General features: G+C 72.8%; 22 protein-coding genes and 3 pseudogenes. 16 read left to right on the forward strand and 9 right to left on the reverse strand.

What is annotated here, in order from left to right; all coding sequences use genetic code 11:
- Positions 1-234 (reverse strand): hypothetical protein (locus GA0070215_RS28640; RefSeq protein ID WP_208600295.1); only part of this gene is annotated, 234 nt, incomplete at its 3' end.
- A 199-nt stretch (positions 235-433) separates the two neighbouring features.
- Between GA0070215_RS28640 and GA0070215_RS06415 the strand changes: the two genes are divergently transcribed.
- The 4 genes from GA0070215_RS06415 (at position 434) to mshC (ending at position 3937) form a co-directional block, all read left to right on the forward strand.
- Positions 434-1147: a histidine phosphatase family protein gene (locus tag GA0070215_RS06415; protein WP_018788388.1), complete on the forward strand. Its 714-nt coding sequence runs from the start codon at positions 434-436 to the stop codon at positions 1145-1147.
- 87 nt (positions 1148-1234) lie between these two features.
- Positions 1235-1816 carry a DUF3090 domain-containing protein gene (locus tag GA0070215_RS06420; RefSeq protein WP_018788387.1) on the forward strand — a complete coding sequence of 194 codons (582 nt, stop codon included), beginning with the start codon at positions 1235-1237 and terminating at the stop codon, positions 1814-1816.
- Complete coding sequence (locus tag GA0070215_RS06425; protein WP_018788386.1) at positions 1813-2631, forward strand: SCO1664 family protein; 819 nt, start codon at positions 1813-1815, stop codon at positions 2629-2631. The genes GA0070215_RS06420 and GA0070215_RS06425 overlap by 4 nt, the downstream gene beginning before the upstream one ends.
- Positions 2632-2698: 67 nt before the next feature.
- Positions 2699-3937 carry a cysteine--1-D-myo-inosityl 2-amino-2-deoxy-alpha-D-glucopyranoside ligase gene (mshC, locus tag GA0070215_RS06430; protein WP_091042927.1) on the forward strand — a complete coding sequence of 413 codons (1239 nt, stop codon included), beginning with the start codon at positions 2699-2701 and terminating at the stop codon, positions 3935-3937.
- 292 nt (positions 3938-4229) lie between these two features.
- Here the strand turns inward: mshC and GA0070215_RS06435 are convergent, their stop codons facing one another.
- Positions 4230-5021, reverse strand: a complete 792-nt coding sequence (locus GA0070215_RS06435) for a GntR family transcriptional regulator (protein ID WP_030504101.1) — start codon at positions 5019-5021, stop codon at positions 4230-4232.
- Between the two features lie 113 nt (positions 5022-5134).
- On the reverse strand, positions 5135-6004 hold the full coding sequence (locus tag GA0070215_RS06440; protein WP_013286081.1) for a PAC2 family protein: 870 nt from the start codon (positions 6002-6004) through the stop codon (positions 5135-5137).
- Between the two features lie 241 nt (positions 6005-6245).
- Between GA0070215_RS06440 and metH the strand changes: the two genes are divergently transcribed.
- A complete protein-coding gene (metH, locus tag GA0070215_RS06445; protein WP_091042931.1) occupies positions 6246-9761 on the forward strand; it encodes a methionine synthase in 3516 nt (1171 codons plus the stop codon).
- A gap of 31 nt (positions 9762-9792) precedes the next feature.
- Positions 9793-10080 carry a hypothetical protein gene (locus GA0070215_RS06450; protein ID WP_091042934.1) on the forward strand — a complete coding sequence of 96 codons (288 nt, stop codon included), beginning with the start codon at positions 9793-9795 and terminating at the stop codon, positions 10078-10080.
- On the opposite strand, the gene GA0070215_RS06455 is transcribed toward GA0070215_RS06450, so the two are convergent.
- Together GA0070215_RS06455 and GA0070215_RS06460 are read right to left on the reverse strand one after the other, a co-directional pair.
- Positions 10055-10390, reverse strand: a complete 336-nt coding sequence (locus GA0070215_RS06455) for a YnfA family protein (RefSeq protein WP_018784511.1) — start codon at positions 10388-10390, stop codon at positions 10055-10057. The genes GA0070215_RS06450 and GA0070215_RS06455 overlap by 26 nt on opposite strands.
- Positions 10387-10575: a MerR family DNA-binding protein gene (locus GA0070215_RS06460; protein ID WP_244166916.1), complete on the reverse strand. Its 189-nt coding sequence runs from the start codon at positions 10573-10575 to the stop codon at positions 10387-10389. Before GA0070215_RS06460 ends, GA0070215_RS06455 begins: the two co-directional genes overlap by 4 nt.
- A 100-nt stretch (positions 10576-10675) precedes the next feature.
- On the opposite strand from GA0070215_RS06460, the pseudogene GA0070215_RS06465 reads away from it, so the two are divergent.
- The 6 genes and pseudogenes from GA0070215_RS06465 to GA0070215_RS06485 all read left to right on the forward strand — a co-directional run.
- A pseudogene (locus tag GA0070215_RS06465) lies at positions 10676-10813 on the forward strand (helix-turn-helix domain-containing protein); the annotation flags it as partial.
- Positions 10759-10950, forward strand: a complete 192-nt coding sequence (locus tag GA0070215_RS29950) for a hypothetical protein (RefSeq protein ID WP_446686005.1) — start codon at positions 10759-10761, stop codon at positions 10948-10950. The pseudogene GA0070215_RS06465 and the gene GA0070215_RS29950, both read left to right, overlap by 55 nt.
- Positions 10904-11131, forward strand: a pseudogene (locus GA0070215_RS29955) (cobalt transporter); the annotation flags it as partial. The gene GA0070215_RS29950 and the pseudogene GA0070215_RS29955, both read left to right, overlap by 47 nt.
- A gap of 216 nt (positions 11132-11347) precedes the next feature.
- Positions 11348-11530, forward strand: a complete 183-nt coding sequence (locus GA0070215_RS06475; RefSeq protein ID WP_018784508.1) for a hypothetical protein — start codon at positions 11348-11350, stop codon at positions 11528-11530.
- Positions 11531-11743: 213 nt separating this feature from the next.
- The gene (locus GA0070215_RS06480) at positions 11744-12484 is read left to right on the forward strand and encodes a neutral zinc metallopeptidase (protein WP_091043668.1); all 741 of its coding nucleotides are present in this window, start codon (positions 11744-11746) and stop codon (positions 12482-12484) included.
- Positions 12485-12600: 116 nt separating this feature from the next.
- On the forward strand, positions 12601-13239 hold the full coding sequence (locus GA0070215_RS06485) for an HAD family hydrolase (RefSeq protein ID WP_018784506.1): 639 nt from the start codon (positions 12601-12603) through the stop codon (positions 13237-13239).
- Positions 13240-13290: 51 nt separating this feature from the next.
- Here the strand turns inward: GA0070215_RS06485 and GA0070215_RS06490 are convergent.
- From GA0070215_RS06490 to GA0070215_RS06500, 3 genes and pseudogenes are all read right to left on the reverse strand, one after another.
- Positions 13291-15426 (reverse strand): annotated as a pseudogene (locus GA0070215_RS06490) (ABC transporter permease); the annotation flags it as partial.
- A gap of 38 nt (positions 15427-15464) precedes the next feature.
- Positions 15465-16148: a response regulator gene (locus tag GA0070215_RS06495; RefSeq protein ID WP_018784503.1), complete on the reverse strand. Its 684-nt coding sequence runs from the start codon at positions 16146-16148 to the stop codon at positions 15465-15467.
- Positions 16149-16679: 531 nt separating this feature from the next.
- The gene (locus tag GA0070215_RS06500; protein ID WP_091042942.1) at positions 16680-17597 is read right to left on the reverse strand and encodes a RecB family exonuclease; all 918 of its coding nucleotides are present in this window, start codon (positions 17595-17597) and stop codon (positions 16680-16682) included.
- A 162-nt stretch (positions 17598-17759) separates the two neighbouring features.
- Here GA0070215_RS06500 and GA0070215_RS06505 point away from each other — a divergent pair, with 162 nt between their 5' ends.
- From GA0070215_RS06505 to GA0070215_RS06515, 3 genes are all read left to right on the forward strand, one after another.
- Positions 17760-18851, forward strand: a complete 1092-nt coding sequence (locus GA0070215_RS06505; RefSeq protein ID WP_091043672.1) for a M50 family metallopeptidase — start codon at positions 17760-17762, stop codon at positions 18849-18851.
- Positions 18848-19792, forward strand: a complete 945-nt coding sequence (locus tag GA0070215_RS06510; protein WP_018784499.1) for a tRNA (adenine-N1)-methyltransferase — start codon at positions 18848-18850, stop codon at positions 19790-19792. The genes GA0070215_RS06505 and GA0070215_RS06510 overlap by 4 nt, the downstream gene beginning before the upstream one ends.
- 175 nt (positions 19793-19967) lie before the next feature.
- On the forward strand, positions 19968-20540 hold the full coding sequence (locus GA0070215_RS06515; protein WP_013476950.1) for a hypothetical protein: 573 nt from the start codon (positions 19968-19970) through the stop codon (positions 20538-20540).
- Between the two features lie 59 nt (positions 20541-20599).
- Here GA0070215_RS06515 and GA0070215_RS06520 read toward each other — a convergent pair whose 3' ends face one another.
- A complete protein-coding gene (locus tag GA0070215_RS06520) occupies positions 20600-20893 on the reverse strand; it encodes a ferredoxin (protein WP_013286103.1) in 294 nt (97 codons plus the stop codon).
- Between the two features lie 177 nt (positions 20894-21070).
- Here GA0070215_RS06520 and arc point away from each other — a divergent pair, with 177 nt between their 5' ends.
- Complete coding sequence (gene arc / locus GA0070215_RS06525) at positions 21071-22852, forward strand: proteasome ATPase (protein ID WP_018784497.1); 1782 nt, start codon at positions 21071-21073, stop codon at positions 22850-22852.
- The last annotated feature ends 123 nt before the right edge of the window (positions 22853-22975 follow it).

The raw sequence follows: 22975 nt of genomic DNA on the forward strand, positions 1-22975 counted from the left end.
TGCGGTCGTACACCAGGTATAACGCCCCGCCACCGGCACCGATTCCGCCGCCCGGGTGTCCCCCACCACCCCGAAACCCGACACCCCACCCCACCGCCGTCCCGCCCACCCCTCTGCCGTCCCCGCCCACCCCTCTGCCGCGTCGATCACGACGTTGACGGCCCGTTGTGTCCGGTTCGTCACCGCCCCCTCATGATCGACGCCTCCGGCAGGACCGATGCAGTCGTCGATCATGATGTTGACGGCGGCCGCGCGAGGCGAGCGAGGCGGACACCGTGTTGGGCGATCATGAGGTTGGCGGCGTGAGCTGACCGTTTTGTCCGAGCCAACTTTCATGATCGACGGCGACGGGTGGAGGGTGAGGGCCGGCGCGGGGGCGGGGAGGCGCTGGGCTGACGTGGCGGGACGATCATCGGGGGGCGTACCGCCTAGGGTGGTCAGCGTGGCGACCCTTCTGCTTCTGCGACACGGCCGGACCACCGCGAACGCCGACGGCGGCCTGGCCGGGCGGCAACCCGTCGAGCTTGACGACACCGGCCGGGCGCAGGCGACGGCGGTCGGCGGGCGCCTCGCCGGGCTGCCGCTGGCGGCGGTGGTGACCAGCCCGCTCATCCGCTGCCGGCAGACCCTGGAGCTGGCGCTGCCGGGCGCCGAGCCGGTGGTCGACGACGGATTGATCGAGTGCGGGTACGGCGACTGGGAGGGGCAGTCGCTGAAGAAGCTGGCCAAGGAGCCGCTCTGGCCGGTGGTCCAGCAGCACCCGAGCGCCGCCGCGTTCCCGCAGGGGGAGTCGATGGCGGCGATGTCGGCGCGCGCGGTCGCCGCGGTACGGGCGTGGGACGCGCGGATCACCGCCGAGCACGGGCCGGAGGCGGTCTGGCTGGCGTGCAGCCACGGCGACGTGATCAAGGCGATCGTGGCGGACGCGCTCGGCGTACACCTTGATCTGTTCCAGCGGATCGTGGCCGACCCGGCGTCGGTGACGGCGATCCGCTACACCCCGCTGCGGCCGTTCCTGGTCCGGCTCAACGACACGGGCGGGGACCTGTCGGCGCTGGTCCCGCCGCCGCGCAAGCGGCGCCGGCGCCCGGCGCGGGCGGCCGAGTCCGACGCGGCGGTCGGCGGGGGCGCGGGCGCGGCCGGATGAGCCGGGCGTACGCGGCGCGTTCGCTCTGGGCGGATTCGGCGTCGGTGGGCTGCGCGGTGCTTCCACACGCCGGATAGGGTCGTGGGTATGACGCACCAGGTGCACGCCTTCGAGCCGCCGGAGCGGTTCGTCGCCGGTACGGTCGGCCCGCCGGGGGAGCGCACGTTCTTCCTCCAGGCGCGCGGCGGCGGCCGGCTGGTCAGCGTGTCGCTGGAGAAGGTCCAGGTGTCGTTGCTCGCCGAGAAACTCGAGGAGCTGCTCGCCGAGGCGCAGCGCCGCTTCGGCGTCAAGCTGCCGGAGCCGGTGACCACCGTGACCGGTGACAACGAGCCGCTCGACACGCCGGTGGACGAGGAGTTCCGGGTCGGCACGCTGGGCCTGGCCTTCGACGTGGACACCGCGACCGTGGTGATCGAGGCGATCGCCGTCGGTGAGGCGGAGGTCGAGGTCGAGCTGGGCGACGCGGACGACGACGCCGACGAGGACCCGGACGAGCCGGACGACGACCTCGACCGTCTCCGGGTGCGGCTGACCCCGGAGGCGACCCGCGAGTTCATCGAACGGGCCAAGCGCGTCGTGAACGCCGGCCGGCCGCCCTGCCCGCTGTGCGGCCAGCCGCTCGACCCGGCCGGTCACCTCTGCCCCCGGAACAACGGCTATCACCGGTGACCTCGTCGGAACTGCAGCCCCGACAGGACGGCGCCGAGGCGCTGCGGCTGCTCGCCGACGGTGAGCTGACCCTGGAGGGGCGGCTCGTCGACGCCTCCAACACCACGCTGCGCGGCGTGATCGCGTTCGGGGACGTGACCGCGCGTTGTGTCTACAAGCCGGTCCGCGGCGAGCGCCCGCTCTGGGACTTTCCGGACGGCACGCTCGCCGGCCGTGAGGTGTCCGCCTACCTGGTGTCCCGGGCCACCGGCTGGGATCTGGTGCCGCCCACAGTGCTGCGCGATGGCCCGTTCGGTCCGGGCTCGTGCCAGCTCTGGATCGACGAGCCGGACGACGCCGAGCCGCTGGTCGGGTTCGTGCCGGCGCGGGACATCCCGCCGCGCTGGTTCCCGGTGGCCGCGGCCCGCGACGACGACGGGGCGGCGTACGCGCTGGCGCACGCCGACGACCCCCGCCTGGCCCGGCTCGTCGTGCTCGACGCGGTGCTCAACAATGCCGACCGCAAGGGCGGGCACGTGCTCGTCGGCCCGGACGACCGGATCTACGGCGTCGACCACGGCGTGAGCTTCCACGTCGAGGACAAGCTGCGGACGGTCCTGTGGGGCTGGGCCGGCCGCGAGCTGCCGGCGGACGCGGTGGAGATGCTCGACGGCCTGGTCGGGCAGCTGGGCGGGCCGCTCGGTGAGGAACTGGCCGAGCATCTGAGCATCGGTGAACTGGCTGCGCTGGCGGAACGGGTCGAGGGGCTGCGCGAGAGCGGCCGGTTCCCGCTGCCGCCGCAGGAGTGGCCGGCGATGCCCTGGCCGCCGATGTGAGCCGCTGTCGCGTTGATCACCCGTAGGGCGGCATCCGAGCGACTGACGGGTCGTTAGGCTGGCGGTCATGGAGTCTTGGGCGGGACACGAGGTGCCACGGCTGCCCGGTGAGGGCGTGTCGCTGAGGTTGTACGACTCGGCACGGCAGGGCGCCCACCCCAGCCGGCCCGGGGGCGCCGCCTCGATGTACGTCTGCGGCATCACCCCGTACGACGCGACGCACCTCGGACACGCCGCCACCATGATCACGTTCGACCTGGTGCAGCGGATGTGGCGCGACGCCGGCCTCGACGTGCGGTACGTGCAGAACGTCACCGACATCGACGACCCGCTGCTGGAGCGCGCCGAGCGCGACGGCGAGGACTGGAAGGTCCTGGCCATGCGGGAGACCGCGCTGTTCCGCGAGGACATGGAGGCGCTGCGGATGATCCCGCCGGCGCACTACGTCGGCGCGGTCGAGTCGATCCCGGACATCGCCGAGAAGGTGCTGGTGCTGCTCAAGGACGGTGCCGCGTACCGGCTCGACGACGGCACCGGTGACGTCTACTTCGACATCTCCACCGCGCCCCGGTTCGGTTACGAGTCGAACCTGTCCCGCGAGCAGATGATCGAGCTGTTCGCCGAGCGCGGCGGCGACCCGGAACGCGCCGGCAAGCGTGACCCGCTCGACCCGCTGCTGTGGCGCGGCGCCCGCGAGGCCGAGCCGTCGTGGCCCGGCGGCGACCTGGGCCCGGGCCGTCCCGGCTGGCACATCGAGTGCACTGTCATCGCGTTGAACCTGCTCGGCGACCGGATCGACGTGCAGGGCGGCGGCAACGACCTGATCTTCCCGCACCACGAGTGCTCCGCCGCGCACGCCGAGCGGCTGACCGGCGAGGCGCCGTTCGCCGACCACTACGTGCACGCCGGCATGATCGGCCTGAACGGCGAGAAGATGTCGAAGTCCCAGGGCAACCTGGTCTTCGTGTCCCGGCTGCGGGCCGACAGGGTGGACCCGATGGCGGTCCGGCTGGCGCTGATCAGCGGGCACTACCGTAGCGACCGCTCCTGGACCGACGACCTGCTCACCGAGGCGCAGGAGCGGCTGGGCCGCTGGCGGCGGGCCGCCGCCGCGCCGGCCGGGCCGTCGGGGGCGGCGTTGCTGGCCGAGGTACGCGAGCGCCTGGCCGACGACCTGGACACGGCGGGTGCCCTGGCGGCGGCCGACCGCTGGGCCGACGGCACCTTGACCGGCGTCACCGAGGACGAGACCGCTCCCGCCCTCTTCCGCGACACGGTCGACGCCCTCCTCGGCATCGCCCTTTAGTCCCGCCCGCTTCCCGCCGCCCCTTCCCGCCCTCTCCGCGCGTCGATCTTGCACTTGCGGCCCGCGTTCCGGCGCTTTTGCCTCTTTCGTCCGGGCCGCAATCGCAAGATCGCGCCCGCCCAGGGCCGCTGTGGCGTGGGTGGAACGGGATGGGTGCGTCGAGGGCGGTTTGACACCCGTGGTGTGCCACCCGGGCGTGCCCGCCCTCGGCGCCCTCGACGATCTTGCATTCGGGGCCCGAGGTCGTCGGGAATGTCGCCTTCGCCGGGGCGGAAAGCGCAAGATCGTCGGATCAGCCCAGGACCAGGCCGGGGTCGGGGTCCTGGTCGGGGGCGGGAGCGGGGATCTTGTACTCCTCGGTCAGCGTGGTCATCGGGCCGGGCCAGGTGGCCTGGGCGACCTCGATCGGCTTGTGCCGCTCGTCGTAGGCGACGTGCAGCAGGTGCAGCACCGGGGTGTCCGGGCGGATCTGGAGGATCTCCGCCTCCTCCCGGCTGGGCTGGCGCGCGCTGATCGTGTCGGTGGCGGTCACGTACCGCCGTCCGGTGACCTCCTCCGCCTCCTGGTAGAGCGGCCGGCCGAACGCCTCGGCGCGCTCCAGTGAGGTGCCGGCGGTGTCGGCGGGCAGGAACCAGGACGCGCCGACCTCGACCGGGGAGTCGTCGGTGCGTACCAGATGCCGCCGGCAGAGCAGTTCGGTGCCGTCGGCGACGCCGAACGCGTCGGCCACCTCGGCCGGGGCGGGGGAGCGGCCGACGGAGACGAGCTGCTGCCGGTACCGGGCCGCCAGGTCGGTGTGGTAGCCGCGGAAGCCGCCGTACCGGCCCCGGGACAGGCGGTTGAGGCGACGCCGGGTGCCCCGGACGTACGTACCGGAGCCGGGCTTGGTGATCAGGATGCCCTCGACCCGCAGCTGGTCGACGGCGCGCTGCACGGTCTGCTTGGCGACGCCGAACATCTCGGCGATGGCCGGGATGGACGGCAGCCGCTCGCCCGGACCCCAGTCGCCGCGGCGCACCTGGGCCTTGAGCTGCGCGGCGATCTGCCGGTGCGGGAACTCGGCCGCGCCCGGGTTGATCTGCATGCCCGCCTCCTCAGAACAGCTAGGTTCCTAGGATGCCCTAGAGGGTGTGCCGGCGCCACCCCGGACACGAAAAAGCCGGGCCCCACGAGGGAGCCCGGCCTCGACGCGGAGAGCTACCAGGAACCAGCGGTCGGCCCGGCGGAACCGCCGCGACGGCGCAGGTACTTCTCGAACTCCTGGGCGATCTCGTCCCCGGTCAACGGGGTGATGCCGGCGTCGCCGACCCGTTCCTCCAGCTCACGCACGTACTCGCCGAGTTCGGCGTCCTGTTCGGCGGCGCTGCGCACCCGCTGCTCCCACTCGGCTGCCTCCTCGGCCAGGTCGGCCATCGGCACCGGCAGGTCGAGCACCTCCTCGACCCGGTGCAGCAGGGCGAGGGTCGCCTTCGGGCAGGGCGGGTTGTTGGCGTAGTGCGGCACGTGCACCCAGAACGACACCGCGTCGACCTCGGCCCGGGTGCAGGCGTCGTGCAGCACGCCGACGATGCCCGTCGGCCCGTCGTACCGGGTGGGGGTGAGCTGGTAGCGCTTCGCCGCGTCGGCGTCCGACGCGCTGCCACTGATCGGCAGCGGCCGGGTGTACGGCACGTCGGCCAGCAACGCGCCGAGCAGCACCACCCGTTCGACCTCCAGGCTGTGGCAGATCTCCAGCACCTGCTCGCAGAACGTCCGCCAGCGCATGCTCGGCTCGATGCCGCGGATCAGCACCACGTCGCGCTCGGTGCCCTCCGGGCTGGCCACCATGAACCGTGTGGTGGGCCACTCGACGCGCCGCGTCTCCCCGTCGGCCATGGTGATCGTCGGGCGGCTCACCTGGAAGTCGTAGAAGTCCTCCGGGTCCAGCTCGGTCACCTCCCGGGCCTGCCAGACCTGCTCCAGGTGTTCCACGGCGGCGGTGGAGGCGTCGGCGGCGTCGTTCCAGCCCTCGAAGGCCGCGATGGCGACCGGCGAGCGCAGTACCGGCAGCCCGTCGAACTCGGTCACGCCGTCACCTCACCCTGCTCGTCGGGCGCGGCGCCGCCCGGTCGCACTGTCGCACCCCTGTTGTCCTTCACGTCCGTCAGCCTACGTGCCGCCGCCGGACCCGGCCCGTCGGCCGCGCCGGTCGCCGGGCCGGACCACCCCGGCGAACCGGCGCAAAGGTGTACGCCGGGTCGGTGGGCAGTATGTGGGAAGGCCTGGTTCGGGTGACTCTGCCGCACTCGGGCGCACTAACCTGGAGCATGTGCCTACCTCGTTGCGTGACCTGCTGGCCGGTCGGATCCTGATCGCGGACGGCGCGATGGGGACGATGCTCCAGGCCGCCGACCTCACCCTCGACGACTTCGACGGCCTCGAAGGCTGCAACGAGATCCTCAACGTGACCCGGCCGGACGTGGTCCGCGGCGTGCACGACGCCTACCTGGCCGCGGGCGCGGACTGCGTGGAGACCAACACGTTCGGCGCCAACCTGCCCAACCTCGCCGAGTACGGCATCCCCGGCCGCATCCGGGAGCTGTCCGAGGCGGGCGCGCGGATCGCGCGGGAGGCAGCCGACGCGTACGCGACGGAGGAGCATCCCCGGTTCGTGCTCGGCTCGATGGGTCCGGGCACCAAGCTGCCCACGCTCGGCCACGCGAGCTACGCCTCGCTGCGCGACGCGTACCAGGAGAACGCCGCCGGCCTGATCGCCGGCGGCGCGGACGCGCTGATCATCGAGACCTGTCAGGACCTGCTCCAGGTGAAGGCGGCGGTGGTCGGGTCGAAGCGGGCCCGCGCCGAGGCCGGCCGGGACGTCCCGATCATCTGCCAGGTGGCGGTGGAAACCACCGGCACCATGCTGCTCGGCAGCGAGATCGGCGCCGCGCTGACCGCGATCGAGCCGCTCGGCGTCGACCTGATCGGGCTGAACTGCTCCACCGGCCCGGCGGAGATGGGCGAGCACCTGCGCTACCTGGCGCGGCACTCCCGCATCCCGATCTCGGTGATGCCGAACGCCGGCCTGCCCGTGCTGACCGCCGACGGGGCGTACTTCCCGCTCGGCCCGGACGAGATGGCCGACGCGCTGGAGCAGTTCGTCACCGACTACGGCGTGGCCCTGATCGGCGGCTGCTGCGGCACCACCCCGGAGCACATCCGGGTGCTGGTGGAGCGGCTCGGCGGACGGGCGCCGGTGGCGCGGGAGCCGAAGCCGGACGCCGGGGTCGCGTCGATCTACCACCACGTGCCGTTCGCCCAGGACGCCAGCATCCTGATGGTGGGGGAGCGGACGAACGCCAACGGCTCGAAGGCGTTCCGTGAGTCGATGCTCGCCGGGGACTGGCAGGCCTGCGTGGAGGTCGCGCGTAGCCAGGCCCGGGACGGCTCGCACCTGCTGGACCTCTGCGTCGACTACGTCGGCCGCGACGGCACGCAGGACATGCGTGAGCTGGCCGGCCGCTTCGCCACCGCCTCGACGCTGCCGATCGTGCTGGACTCCACCGAGCCGGCCGTGATCGAGGCCGGGCTGGAGATGCTCGGCGGCCGGTGCGTGGTCAACTCGGTGAACTTCGAGGACGGCGACGGCCCCGAGTCCCGCTACGCGCGAATCATGCCGGTGGTCAAGGAGCACGGCGCCGCGGTCGTGGCGCTGCTCATCGACGAGGAGGGCCAGGCCCGCACCCGGGAGTGGAAGGTACGGGTGGCCTGCCGGCTGATCGACGACCTCACCGGCCGGTGGGGGATGCGCCGGGAGGACATCCTCATCGACGCGCTGACGTTCCCGATCGCCACCGGGCAGGAGGAGACCCGCCGCGACGGCATCGAGACGATCGAGGCGATCCGGGAGATCGCCGCGCGCTACCCGGGCGTCAACTTCACCGCCGGCATCTCCAACGTGTCGTTCGGGCTCAACCCGGCGGCCCGGCAGGTGCTCAACTCGGTGTTCCTGCACGAGTGCGCCCAGGCCGGGCTGACCTCGGCGATCGTGCACGCCAGCAAGATCCTGCCGATGTCGCGGATCCCGGACGAGCAGCGCGAGGTGGCACTCGACCTGGTGTACGACCGCCGCCGCGAGGGCTACGACCCGGTGCAGCGGTTCATCGAGGCATTCGAGGGCGTGGACGCGGCGTCGGCGCGGGCCACGCGTGCCGAGGAGCTGGCCGCGCTGCCGCTGGACGAGCGGCTCAAGCGGCGGATCATCGACGGGGAGCGCAACGGCCTGGAGGCCGACCTGGACACCGCGATGGCGCAGGGGCGTACGCCGCTGTCCATCATCAACGACCTGCTGCTGGACGGCATGAAGGTGGTCGGGGAGCTGTTCGGCTCCGGGCAGATGCAGTTGCCGTTCGTGCTCCAGTCCGCCGAGGTGATGAAGACCGCGGTGGCCTACCTGGAGCCGCACATGGAGAAGACAGATGACGACGGCAAGGGCCGGATCGTGCTCGCCACGGTGAAGGGCGACGTGCACGACATCGGCAAGAACCTGGTCGACATCATCCTGTCCAACAACGGCTACGACGTGGTGAACATCGGCATCAAGCAGCCGATCAACGCGATCCTCGACGCCGCCGAGGAGCACCGGGCCGACGCGATCGGCATGTCCGGCCTGCTGGTCAAGAGCACCGTGATCATGAAGGAGAACCTGGCCGAGATGGCCTCCCGGGGCGTGGCCGAACGCTGGCCGGTGCTGCTCGGCGGCGCGGCGCTGACCCGCGCGTACGTGGAGGACGACCTGCGGTCAATCTACCCGGGCCAGGTGCACTACGCCCGCGACGCGTTCGAAGGGCTGTCCCTGATGGACCGGGTGATGGCGGCCAAGCGCGGCGGCGCGCCGGTGGTCGACCCGGAGCGGGAGGCCGCGCTGGTGGCCCGCCGGGAGCGCCGCGAGCGGCAGCGGGCGCAGGTCCGCGAGGCGCTGCCCGAACTGGACGACGCGTCGGTCCGCTCCGACGTGGCGGCCGACGTGGCGGTGCCGAGGCCGCCGTTCTTCGGCACCCGGGTGGTGAAGGGCGTGCCGCTGGCCGACTACGCGGCGCTGCTGGACGAGCGGGCCACGTTCCTGGGCCAGTGGGGGCTGCGCGGCGCCCGCGGCGGCAAGGGACCGTCGTACGAGGAACTGGTCGAGACCGAGGGCCGGCCCCGGCTGCGGTACTGGCTGGACCGACTGATCTCCGACCAGGTGCTGGAGGCGGCCGTGGTGTACGGCTACTTCCCGGCGTACTCCGAGGGCAACGACCTGGTGGTGCTGGACGAGAACGGGCACAGCGAGCGGGCCCGGTTCTCCTTCCCCCGGCAGCGCCAGGAGCGGCGGCTGTGCCTGGCCGACTTCTTCCGGCCCCGGGGCGACCAGCTCGACGTGGTGGCGTTGCAGCTGGTCACCGTCGGGCAGCCGATCAGCGAGTACACGGCGAAGATGTTCGCCGGCAACGAGTACCGCGACTACCTGGAGGTGCACGGCCTGTCCGTGCAGCTCACCGAGGCCCTCGCCGAGTACTGGCACCGGCGGATCCGGGCCGAGCTGGTGCTGCCCGGCGGCGGCACCGTGGCCGACGACGACCCGGCCGACCTGGCCGGCCTGCTGCGCACCGACTACCGGGGCTGCCGGTACGCGTTCGGCTACCCGGCCTGCCCGGACCTGGAGGACCGGGCGAAGATCGTGGAGCTGCTGGGCGCCGAGCGGATCGGGGTGCAGTTGTCGGAGGAGTTCCAGCTGGTGCCGGAGCAGGCGACCGATGCGATCGTGGTGCACCATCCGGAGGCGAACTACTTCAACGCCAAGTGACGCGCCACTTGCCCTGAGCGAAGGGTGTGCGGTGACCACCCACGGCCCGGTCATGCCGGTCTGGACCTGCGGCGGCTGCGACATGCCATGGCCGAGCCCGATCCGCAAGCGGGAGCTGCGCGGGGAGTACCCGGACGCGCCGGTGTCGCTGGCCCTCCACCTCGGTGCCTACCTCGTCCAGGCCACGGAGGACATGCCCTGGACGCCGGCCGGCGTGCTGCACCGCCGCTTCCTCGGCTGGACCAGGGAAGTATGTGTGACGGGCACGGGCGCGCGAACTCAGCACCGCGCCGTCAGCTCGTGCGCGGGGCGTACATGATGACGGCGACGCCGACCAGGCAGATGGCCGCGCCGGCGAGGTCGTAGCGGTCGGGCCGGAACTTGTCGACCACCATGCCCCAGGCGAGCGACCCGGCGACGAACACGCCGCCGTAGGCGGCGAGGATGCGGCCGAAGTTCGGGTCCGGCTGGAACGTGGCCACGAATCCGTAGGCGCCGAGCGCGATCACCCCGGCGGCGATCCAGAGCAGCCCGCGGTTCTCCCGCCAGCCCTGCCACACCAACCAGGCGCCGCCGATCTCGGCGAGCGCGGCGAGCAGGAACAGCAGGATGGACCGGACGACAGTCATGCGTCAGACCGTAGCCGGGCCGTGCTCCGGATCGGCGAAGGGCAGCGGGAGCTGCCGGCGCAGGTGATCAGGTCGTCGCAGCCGGCCGAGATCGCCTCTCGCAGCGTGTCACGGACGGCGGTGAGGTCCGCGACCTCGGCGAGGGTGAAGCCGAGACGTTGCGCGGCCTTCACCACCCGCAGCAGGGTGACCGTCTCGGCCGGGTAGAGCCGATGCCCGCCGCCGGGCGACCGCCGGCCGCTCGGCGGTGGGCAGCGTGCAGGCGTCGGGCACCCAGGAGTCGTCGGGCCCGGCTACCCGGCCGAGTTCGCCGAGGCGCTCGGCACCAGCCGGCAGAACCTGTCCAACCACCTCGCCTGTCTGCGCGGTTGCGGCCTGGTCGTGGCCGTACCGGAGGGGCGCCGCACCCGGTACGAACCGGCCTGCTGGTCGCCGCGACGATCACCTACAACGTGATCGAGGCGGTGGTGGCGATCAGCGCCGGCACCGCCGCCCCATCGACCGCACTGATCGGTTGTGGTGCCGGTGCTGTCAACCACCCAACGCCGTACGGGCCGTGAACTGGGCTCCCGGTCGGCGGTGGCCGACTCGGAACGGACGCTGATGTGCACGTACCTCTCGGTGGTCCTGCTCGTCGGGCTGGCCCTCAACGGCCTGCACAGGTGGTCCTGGGCCGACCTGGTCGCCGCCCTGGCGATCGCCGTGGTCGCGGTCCGCGAGGGCCGCGACGCCTGCTGCGCCACCTGCGGCCCGGGGCCGCGGGCGACGCGCGGACGTGACCAGCGGACGTGACCAGCGGCGACGTCGGGAATACGGCTGTGCTCGACGGCCCGGCGGGCTACCGTCACCGGAGTGCGGCCCGGCGCGGGTCAGCCGCGCCGCGTCCACGCCCGAGCCGTTCCGTTGACGTGGCGGAAGCGCCCGCAGGCGAGCATGGGAACGACGAAAGGGGCGGACATGACCGACGAGGTGACGTCGCAGGTCCCGCTGGAACCGGCACCCGTGCTGACCACCACGCGCGCCGGCGCCGGGCCGGTCGGACCGCCGAGCAGCCTGGACCTGTGGGCGCGCGCCCAGGTGCTGCACCGCTGCTTCGGCGACGACGACGGTGAGCCGCACATCATGCGCGGCCTGGACTGATCGCGCCCGGCCTCCTTCCCGCACCGCCGGAACGCGGCGCGCACCACCGCTGAGGGTGGCGCCGCGACCTGCCGGCTTCCGCTGCTGCTGGTCACCTTCCCCGCCGCCGGTGAACGTTTCCCGGCTGCGGTACGTGAGAGCCGGTGAGCGTCACCGGCGCCTGCCGGGGGTACTGCTGCTGCGGGACACGGGTGCGACAGCCGGGAGGTCATGGTGGGGGACAGGGCGGGACGTCGGGGGCGCGGGCCGATCGCCAGGCTGGTGGTGGCCGCGCTGGTGGCGGCCGGCTGCATGGCCGGCGGCGTCGACCAGGGCGAGCCGCAGCGGCCCGCACCGCCGCGGAGCGGGCAGCCGGAGTCGCAGACCACCCGGGCCGACGGCACCACGAGCGTGGCCGAGTTCCAGCGGGACATCCAGGACGCGGTCCGGCTGGCCGAACAGTACTGGGCACAGCAGTTCCGCGCCTCCGGTCAGCGGTTCACCCCGATCCGGCGGGTGGTGCCCTACAGCCGCGAGGGCGAGGTGACCTGTGCCGGGCAGGGGCTGCCGCGCAACAACGCGGTGTACTGCTCGGTCGGCGACTTCATCGCCTACGACGTGAACTGGTCGGTGGCGGCGTTCCGGCAGATCGGCGACGCGTTCCTGTTCTACCTGCTCGGCCACGAGTACGCCCACGGTGTGCAGGTGCGGCTGGGCGGCCGCTACGACTTCACCATCCAGCAGGAGTTGCAGGCCGACTGCATGGCCGGGGCGTACCTCGGGGACAGCGTGCGGTCCGGGGTGCTGGAACTGGAGGACGGCGACCTGGAGGAGTTCCGGGAAGGGCTGCTGGCGGTCGGCGACGACCCCGACCAGCCGTGGTTCGCCGAGGGCTCGCACGGCACCGCCGAGCAGCGCAGCGACTCGTTCTTCCGGGGATACGAGAAGTCGCTCGGCGCCTGCGGCCTCGGCTGATGCCGCGGGTCACCGGAGATCGGGGACGGTGACCGGCGCACCGGGCGCGGCTGGCAGGATCGGCGGGGTACGCGTACCGAAGGAGGCCCCCGCTGAGCAGCAAGCACCCCGCCGCCGTGCTCTTCGACATGGACGGCACCCTGGTCGACAGCGAGAAACTGTGGGACGTCGCGTTGCAGGAACTGGCCGCCGTGTACGGCGGTGTCCTGTCCGAGGACGCCCGCCGCGCGATCGTCGGCACCGGGATGGCCGACGCGATGCGGATCGTGCACGACGACCTGGGCCAGCCGGAGCGGGACGTGCAGGAGAGCGCCGACTGGATCAGCGCCCGGATCCTGGACCTGTTCCGCACCGGGCTGCGGTGGCGTCCGGGCGCGCTGGCGCTGCTGCGGGCGGTACGCGTGGCCGGCATCCCCACCGCGCTCGTCACCTCCAGCGGCCGGCCCCTGGTCGAGGTGGCGCTGGACACGCTGGGCCGGGACAGCTTCGACGTGGTGGTCTGCGGCGACGAGGTGGGCGCGGCCAAGCCGCACCCGGAGCCGTACCTGACCGCCGCGCGTCTGCTGGGCGTGCCGGTGCAGCGGTGCGTGGCGATCGAGGACTCACCGACCGGTGTGGCGAGCGCGCTGGCCGCCGGGGCGGCGGTGCTGGCCGTACCGGCCGAGGTGCCGCTGGCGCCCGCCGACGGCGTACACCAGGTGGAGAGCCTGCTCGGGGCGGACCTGGAGCTGCTCGCAGCCCTGCTCAACCGTTAAGAAGGGCCCCTTCCTATGCACGAGGCGTTAAGAAGGGGCCCTTCCTTCACGTCAGTCGTGGGCGATGGCACCCAGGACGTTGATCCGCGCGGCGCGGATCGCCGGCAGCACCGCGGCGACCACGCCGATGATCGCGGCCAGGATCAGGAACGTCACCATCTGACCCCAGGGCAGGACCAGGTCGGTGATGCCCTCGTCCTTGAGCGCCTCGACGACCGCCGCGCCGAGCCCGGTGCCGACCACCACACCGAGCAGCGCGCCGAAGATCGAGATCACCACCGCCTCGACCGTGATCATGCGCATGGTCTGGGCGCGGCGCAGGCCGATCGCCCGCAGCAGGCCCAGCTCGCGGGTCCGTTCCAGCACCGACAGCGCGAGCGTGTTGATGATGCCCAGCACCGCGATCACGATGGCCAGCGCCAGCAGGATCTGGATCATCTGGAGCAGGGAGTCCAGCTGGCCGGTCTGCTGCTCGATGAACGCGGCCCGGTCGGCCACCGACACCTCGGGGCTGTCCGCCAGCAGCCGCTCGACCTGCGGCTGGACCGCGTCGACCGACGTGCCGGGGGCGAGCTGGAGGAAGCCCTGGATCGGCTGCGGGATGCTGAAGTCCGCAGTGGCCTGCGGCGGCAGCGTCACCGAGTTCGTCAGCTGCGAACTTTCGTAGATGCCGCTGACCGTGTAGGTGCGGGCCTCGCCGCGGGACAGCTGCACCGGCACCGTCGAACCGACGGTGAGGTTGCGGGCCTGCGCGGTGTCCGCGCTGACCAGCATCTGGTCCGGCGCCAGCCGGCTGATGTCACCGGCGGCGGCCTTCGCCCCGAAGATCTGCTGCAGCGCCGCCACGTTGCTCGACGCGGACACCCAGGTCCGCTCGCCGCCGACCACCGCCAGGTCGCCGTACTCGCCGCTGACCATCCGCACGCCCGGGATCGCGGCGGCCTTCTCCAGCACGGCCGGGTCGAAGCTCGCCGGACGTGGCCCGGACGACGCGCCGGAGATCACCAGCTCCGCCTTGATGGTGTCCTCCGCCAGCTTGCCGAGGCTGCCCTTGGCCGAGTCCAGGATCACCGTCACGCCGGTGACCAGGGCGATGCCCACCATCAGCGCGGCGGCGGTGATCGCGGTGCGGCGCGGGTTGCGGCCCGAGTTGAGCCGGCCCAGCTTGCCCGGCACCGACCAGGAGAACACCGCGCCGAGCAGCGCCACCACCGGCCGGCTGATGATCGGCGTCAGTAGCGCCACACCGATGAACGCGAACAGGACGCCGCCCAGGATGGTCGCCAGGGTGCTGTCACCCGCGTGCCCGCCGAGGCCCAGGAACAGCAGCACCGCGCCGATGCCGGTGACCACCGCGCCGCCGACGGTGACCTTGGTCAGCGGCCGGTCCGGCGTGGCGACGTCCTGCATCGCGGCGATCGGCGGGATGCGCGAGGCGCGCACCGCAGGCAGCAGCGCGGCGACCACCGTGATCAGCATGCCGACCGCGAACGCGCCGATCACCGCCGAGGGCGGCACACCCAGCCCGGCCAGGCTCAGACCTCCGGCGAGCTGACCGAACAGGTACGCCAGCAGCGCGCCCACGCCGATGCCGGCGGCGAGCCCCAGCACCGAGGCGATCAGGCCGACCGCGAGCGCCTCCAGCACCACCGAGCCGATGACCTGCTTGCCGCTGGCCCCGATCGCCCGCATCAGCGCCAGCTCACGGGTGCGTTGGGCCACGATGATCGAGAACGTGTTGAGGATCAGGAACGTGCCGACCAGCAGCGCCACCGCGGCGAACCCGAGGAGGATCTTGTTGAAGAACGACAGTCCCTCCTTGAGGCCGGCCGAGGCGTCGGCGGCGAGCTGCTCGCCGGTCTTGACCTGGTAGTCGGCGCCCAGCGTGCGGGCCACCTCGTCGCGCAGCGCCGCCGGCGTGGTGCCACCGGCGGCCTGGACGCTGACGCTGCTGAACACGTCCGGCTCGCCCAGCATCAGCTGCTGCGCCACCGGCGTGGTGAAGTAGACCTCGTTGGCGCCGCCGATCGAGTCCCGGCCGCCGCTGTAGCCGAACACGCCGACGATCGTGAATTCCTTCTTCGGCGCGAGCGTCAGCACGCCGACCCGGTCACCGACCTTGACCTTGCCGGCATCGGCCAGCGCGGCGTTGATCACGATCTCGTCGTCGGCCTGCGGGCCGCACCCCAGCCCCGCCGCTGGTCACGGTAGGCGACGCGCGCCAGCTATCCGCCGGGACGGACCAGACCCGTCTCGTACGCGAGCACGACCGCCTGGACCCGGTCGCGCAACCGTAGCTTCGTCAGTACATGACCGACATGGGTTTTCACGGTGGTCTCGCTGACCGACAGCACCCGGGCGATCTCCGTGTTCGACAGTCCGCGCGCCATGTGGGTGAGCACTTCCCGCTCCCGGTCGGTCAGCGGCTCCAGCGCCCGCGCCGGCGTGGCGGCCGGGTCCGGCAGCACCTGGGCGAAGCGGTCGAGCAGCCGGCGCAGGACGCCCGGTGAGATCACCGCGCCCCCGGCGGCCACCGCACGGATCGCGGCGACGAGATCCTCGGCCGGCACGTCCTTGGTCAGGAAGCCGCTCGCCCCGGCCCGCAACGCCCCGACGACGTGGTCGTCCTGCGCGAACGTGGTGAGCACGAGCACGCGTACCGGCAGCCGGGCCGACACGATCGCGCGGGTGGCGGCCATCCCGTCCAGGCGCGGCATCCGGATGTCCATCAGCACCACGTCGGGCAGCAGCCGCCGGGCCAGCTCCACCGCCTCCACGCCGTCGCCGGCCTCGCCCACCACGTCGAGGTCGTCCTCCGCGCCGAGCACCATCCGGAATCCGGTACGCAGCAGCGGCTGGTCGTCGGCGAGCAGAATCCGCACCGGCCGGGAGACGGCGCCCTCGGTCATGCGTCCCCCTCGTCGTCCGGGCGGCGGTCCGGCCGGGACCCGTCGGCGCCGGCACGCGCCCGCGATCCATCCGGCGCGAACCGGGCGGTAACCACCGTAGAGGCGCCGCCCGCGCGGTCGCCGATCAGGCCGCCCCGATCCCGCCGGTTGGCCGGGCTCCGCGCGCCCGGCACGCGCGAGGTCGCGGGCGGTCTGTGTGCCGGGCTCGCCCCGAGGTGGCTCGCGTGCCCGGCCAACACCGACCGGAAGGGCCGGCGGCCCAGGGCGACCGGCCCTTCCGGCCACCGCCGAGCGGGCCGTCTCGGTGTCGTCGGTCCACTCCCGCCGGGTACGCATCGGGATCGGGTGCGCTCCGCGCCGGGCCGCGCGGGATTGCGGGCCGGCCCTGCGCGGGATCGCCCGCCGGGCCGGGGCGGTCCGGCCCGGCGTCAGCCCGGGGACCCTGCGTCGGGAGCGGGGGTGATCAGCCCGGGCGTCCCTGCGGCGGGAGCGGAGGTCATCAGCCCCTGTACTCTGCGGCGGGAGCGGAGGTTACTCGTCAGCGCCGGGTGCGACCGGGCGGGAGCGGGCGTCCACCAGCGGGTCGGGTGCGGCGGCGGAGGTCGGGAACGGCGGCGGCGTCCCGCCGTAGCTCGGGCACAGCGCCTGGTGGTTGCACCAGTCGCACAGCCGGCTCGGCCGGGGACGGAAGTCCTGCCGGGCGGTGGCCTGCTCGATCGCCCGCCACAGCGCCACCACGGTGCGCTCGAACCGCACCAGCTCGTCGGCCTCCGGCGCGTAGTCGCAGACCTCGGCGTCCTTGAGGTAGAGCAGGCGCAGCACGCGCGGCACCACGCCCCGGGTGCGCCACAGCACCAGGGCGTAGAACTTGAGCTGGAACAGCGCCCGCGCCTCGAACGCCTCCCGCGGCGCCCCGCCGGTCTTGTAGTCGACCACCCGCAGAGCGCCGTCCGGCGCGACGTCGAGCCGGTCGAGATAGCCCCGGATGAGCAACTCGTCGTCCACCACCGCGGAGATCAGCGCCTCACGCTCGGCCGGCTCCAGCCGGCGCGGGTCCTCCACCGCGAAGTAGCCGTCCAGCAGCGCCGTCGCCGACCGGAGGAACTCCTGCGGCCCGACGACGTCGCCGTCGGCGAACAGCATGGACAGCTCCGGCTCCTCGGTGACCAGCCGGTCCCACTGCGGGGCGACCAGGTCACCCGCCGACTCCGGGGTGCGCGCGGCGGCCGGCAGGTCGAACAGCCGCTCCAATACGGCGTGCACGAGCGTGCCCCGGGCCTGTTCGACGGTCGGCCGCTCGGGCAGCCGGTCGATGCTGCGGAACCGGTAGAGCAGCGGGCAGGTCTTGAAGTCGGCCGCCCGCGACGGCGACAACGAGGCCCGCACGGTGACCGGCGCCGGTGTCGCCGTCTGGTCGCCGTGACTGTCGATCGTCGGTTCCGCCGTCATGACCGGAAGGTTAGGGCACGCGTGTGACAGGGCCGGCGTCGCCGCACCAAGCATGATCGGGACCGAGCGACCGCGGCGGCTCGCTCCCCGCGCTCACGTAGCATCGGGCCGGTGCAGCAGCGGAGCCGAGGACCCCACCGGCCGGGGCTCAGCCTCGGCCGGATCCTCGGGGTGCCGCTGCGCGTCGACGCCTCGATGCTGCTGCTCACCGTCGTGGTCACGGTGCTGTACGCGGCGCTGGCCCGCCGCCAGCTCGACCTCGGCCCGCTCGGCGGCTACCTGGTCGGCCTCGGCTTCGTGATCTCGCTGCTCGGCTCCGTGCTGCTGCACGAGCTGGGTCACGCGCTGACCGCCCGCCGCTACGGCATCGGTGTGCGGGGGATCACGCTGGAACTGCTCGGCGGCTACACCGAGATGGACCGGGACGCCCCCAGTCCCCGGGTCGAGCTGCTGATCTCCCTGGCCGGCCCGGCCGTCTCGGCGGTGCTCGGCGTCGGCGCGGTCGCCGCCACCCTCGCCCTGCCCGCCGGCACGCTCGGCCACCAGCTCGCCTTCCAGCTCGCGGTCAGCAACGTGGTGGTGGCGATCTTCAACAGCCTGCCCGGCCTGCCGCTGGACGGCGGCCGGGCGCTGCGCGCCGCGGTGTGGGCGCTCACCCGCGACCGGCACCGCGGCACCGAGGTGGCCGGCTGGGTGGGGCGGGTGGTCGCGCTGGGCACGCTGGTGCTGGTCGTGGTGCTCACCATGCGCCGGGCGCTGGCCCCACTGGCCCTGCCGCTGCTGCTGCTCGTCGCGCTGACGCTGTGGCGCGGCGCCGGCCAGTCGATCCGGATGGCGCGCATCGGCCGCCGGCTGCACCTGGTCGACCTGGCCCGGCTGGCCCGCGCGGTACTGCCGGTGCCCGCCGGCACGCCGCTGGCCGAGGCCCAGCGCCGCCGCGACGAGGCGGGCGCCCCCGAGGCGGCGCTCGGCGTGGTCGACTCGGCCGGCCGCACGGTCGCCCTGGTCGACCCGGCGCGCGTCGCCGCCGTATCCCGGCAACGGTGGCCGTGGGTCGCGGTGGACGAGGTGGCCCGCGACCTGTCCGCCGTGCCGGCCCTGCCGGTCGGGGCGGACGGCGAGCGGGTGCTGGAGACCGTGCGCACCCACCCGGGCGCGCAGTACGTCGTGACGTCAGGCGAAGATGTGGTCGGCGTGCTGCACATCGCGGATCTCGCCCAGCTCCTGGAACCCGAACGGAAGACGAACACGTGACCGCAGAGATCTCCACCGTCCCGGCGTTGCCCCCGGTCCACCGCGGGCCGTTCCGGCCGGGCGACCGGGTCCAGCTGACCGACCCGAAGGGCCGGATGCACACCGTGACGCTGGAGCCCGGCAAGGAGTTCCACACCCACCGCGGGATCCTCAAGCACGACACCCTGATCGGCCTGCCCGACGGCAGCGTGGTCACCACCGCCGGCGGCGGCACCGCGTTCCTGGCGCTGCGGCCGCTGCTGTCGGACTACGTGTTGTCCATGCCGCGCGGTGCTCAGGTGATCTACCCGAAGGACTCGGCGCAGATCGTCGCCATGGGTGACATCTTCCCCGGCGCCAAGGTGCTGGAGGCCGGCGCCGGATCCGGCGCTCTGTCCTGCTCGCTGCTGCGGGCCGTCGGCACCGAGGGTGAGCTGCACTCGTTCGAGGTGCGTGACGACTTCGCCCAGATCGCCCGCCGCAACGTCGAGGCGTTCTTCAACGGGCCGCACCCGGCCTGGCGGCTGCACGTCGGCGACGTCGCCGGCTGCGCCGAGACCGGTTTCGACCGGATCATCCTCGACATGCTCACCCCGTGGGAGATGCTCGACATGGTCGAGCGGGCGCTCGTGCCCGGCGGCGTGCTGATCGGCTACGTGGCCACCACCCCGCAGCTGTCCGAGTTGGTCGAGGCGCTGCGCGAGCGCGGCGGCTGGACCGAGCCGCGCGCCTGGGAGTCGCTGGTGCGGGACTGGCACGCCGAAGGGCTCGCGGTCCGCCCGGACCACCGGATGATCGCCCACACCGCGTTCCTGGTCTCCGCGCGCAAGCTCGCCCCCGGGGTCACCGCGCCGCCGCGCCGGCGCAAGCCCAGCAAGGGCGCCGAGGCGTACGCGCAGCGCCGCGACGCCCTGCGCGCCGCCGCCGCGGCCCGCGCGGCGGAGGAGCCGGAGCAGCCCTGACCCCCGCCGCGCGCCCGTGCGCGCACGGGCGGATCATGTGTGCCGGTGGGGACGACACCTGAGCGGGTGGAGACGGTGGCATGAGCGAGCGGATCGGGGCGCGTGTCGGGCGGCGCGCCCGTGCCGGTGACCGGGACCGGTGGCAGCACGGCGGCGCGGCCGGGCGGGAGGCGGCGTGAGCAACCCCGGCTACGGCAACGGCGACCTGCCCGCCGTCTTCCCGGACTGGTCGCCCTACACCGACCTGGAGTCGGCCGCCCGGGCGTACCTGCGCGACCCGGACATCGCGCTGGAGGCGCTCGACGGAGTGCTGCGGGGCGCGTCGGTGCTCGGCTTCACGCTGGAGCGCTTCGTCAACGAGGTGAACGGGGTGTGGCAGGAGGTCGTCGTCTGCGACGGCAGCCGGCTGGTGCTCTGGCACGGCGAGGACGTGCCGCCGGGGGAGGGGCCGCCCGGCGCGATGACCTCGTCGCTGCGGGTGGTGCCGCTGTCCACGGTCACCGAGGTCGGCTGCCGGCGGCGGCTCATGCGCGCCGACAACGGCACCGTACGGGTCGACAGCATCGACGTGTACCTGCTGCTCAGCTCACTCGACGAGGCGCCGCCCAGCGACGAGGCGATCGGCGCGCCCCGGCACGACGCGCTGCGCTTCGGCAAGACGCTGGACGACGGCGGCGCGGGGCAGATCGCCCGGCTGGAGGAGTTCGCCCGGCTGGTCGCCTCGGTCGTCGGCCGGCCCCTGCTCTGAGGCGGACGCACGACGGGCCGGGGACCACACGTCCCCGGCCCGTCGTGTCCGTCTCCGCCTCAGTCCTCGGCCTCCGGGCCGGCCACCTCGACGCCGTCGCTGCCGCGGACGACGTGGATGCACTCGCCCGGGCACTCCTTCGCCGAGTCAATCACCTCGAGGCGCAGGTGCTCCGGCACGTCCACCCGGGCGCCCGGGGCCTGCCGCAGCTCGCCGTCGGGGCCCTTGACGTACGCCAGGCCGTCGACGTCGAACTCGAAGACCTCCGGCGCGTACTGCACGCAGAGCCCGTCACCGGTGCAGAGATCCTGGTCCACCCAGACCTGCAACTGGTCGGTCGCGACGTCGGTCACGAAGCACCCCCCATGTTCTCCCGTCCCACGCTCCGACGGTACCCGAACGCCGGTACCCGCCCCGCGACCAGCCCTTCGCGATCAAGCTTCGGTGACGAGCGCGTTGCTGTGGACCGAATCGGGCTCATAGCGGCTAGTGTTAGGTCAGAACGTTCAAGCCCCCCGGGGAGGTGGGACGTGGCACGCAGCGACGACGCGGACTCGCGCGCCGCACGGTGGGAAAAGGAAGCCCACGATCTCTCCACGCAGGTCGCGTTCCTGCAAGAGGAACTCGCTCTGGTGCGGCGCAAGTTGACCGAAAGCCCCCGACACGTCCGGCAGCTCGAAGAGCGGCTGGCGGCCACCCAGGCACAGTTGGCGCGGCTGACCGAGAACAACGAACGGCTCGTGAGCACCCTCAAGGAGGCCCGCGCGCAGATCGTGACGCTCAAGGAGGAGATCGACCGGCTCGCCCAGCCGCCGAGTGGCTATGGCGTCTTCCTGGCCAAGCACGACGACGGCACGGTGGACGTGTTCACCGGCGGGCGCAAGCTCCGGGTGGCCGTCTCGCCCTCGCTGGAGGTCGACGAGCTGCGCCGTGGCCAGGAGGTCCTGCTCAACGACGCGCTCAACATCGTCGACGCGTTCGGCTACGAGCGGGTCGGCGAGGTGGTGATGCTCAAGGAGATCCTGGCGGGCCCCGAGGGCGCTCCGGGTGACCGGGCGCTCGTGGTCTCGCACTCCGACGAGGAGCGCATCGTGCACCTCGCCGAGACCCTGATCGGCAGCGCGATCCGGGCCGGCGACTCGCTCATGATCGAGCCCCGTTCGGCGTACGCGTACGAGCGGATCCCGAAGAGCGAGGTCGAGGAGCTGGTGCTGGAGGAGGTGCCCGACGTCAACTACGAGGACATCGGTGGCCTCCAGGCGCAGATCGAGCAGATCCGCGACGCGGTGGAACTGCCGTTCCTGCACTCCGACCTGTTCCGCGAGCACCAGCTCCGGCCGCCGAAGGGCATCCTGCTCTACGGCCCGCCCGGCTGCGGCAAGACGCTCATCGCCAAGGCGGTGGCCAACTCGCTGGCCAAGAAGATCGCCGAGCGGGAGGGCAAGGAGCGGCACACCAGCTTCTTCCTCAACATCAAGGGCCCCGAGCTGCTCAACAAGTACGTCGGCGAGACCGAGCGGCACATCCGGCTGATCTTCCAGCGGGCGCGGGAGAAGGCCGGCGAGGGCACTCCGGTGATCGTGTTCTTCGACGAGATGGACTCGGTGTTCCGCACCCGCGGCTCCGGCGTCTCCTCCGACGTGGAGAACACCATCGTCCCGCAGCTGCTCAGCGAGATCGACGGTGTCGAGGGCCTGGAGAACGTCATCGTCATCGGCGCCTCCAACCGGGAAGACATGATCGACCCGGCGATCCTGCGCCCCGGCCGGCTCGACGTGAAGATCAAGATCGAGCGGCCGGACGCCGAGGCGGCGAAGGACATCTTCTCCAAGTACATCCTCGCCGGCCTGCCGCTGCACGCCGACGACCTGGCCGAGCACGGCGGCGACGCCCAGGCGACGGTCGCGGCGATGATCGACGCGGTGGTCCTGCGGATGTACTCCGAGACCGAGGAGAACCGCTTCCTCGAGGTCACCTACGCCAACGGCGACAAGGAAGTCCTCTACTTCAAGGACTTCAACTCCGGTGCGATGATCCAGAACATCGTCGACCGGGGCAAGAAGATGGCCATCAAGGAGTTCCTCACCTCCGGACGCAAGGGGCTGCGCCTGCAGCACCTGCTCGACGCCTGCGTCGACGAGTTCCGCGAGAACGAGGACCTGCCCAACACCACCAACCCCGACGACTGGGCCCGCATCTCCGGTAAGAAGGGCGAGCGGATCGTCTACATCCGCACGCTCGTCTCCGGCGGCAAGGGCGCCGAGGCCGGACGGTCCATCGAGACCGCCAGCAACACCGGACAGTACCTGTAGTCCGGTCCACTCGACGAAGGCCCGTGGCGGGTTCGCCACGGGCCTTCGCGCGTACCAGGGGAAGCCGCCACACCGGACCCGGCGCCGCCGCCACGCCCCCTGCGCGCGTCACGCCGACTACGC

The organism is Micromonospora marina, from assembly GCF_900091565.1.
Taxonomy (GTDB): Bacteria; Actinomycetota; Actinomycetes; order Mycobacteriales; family Micromonosporaceae; genus Micromonospora; species Micromonospora marina.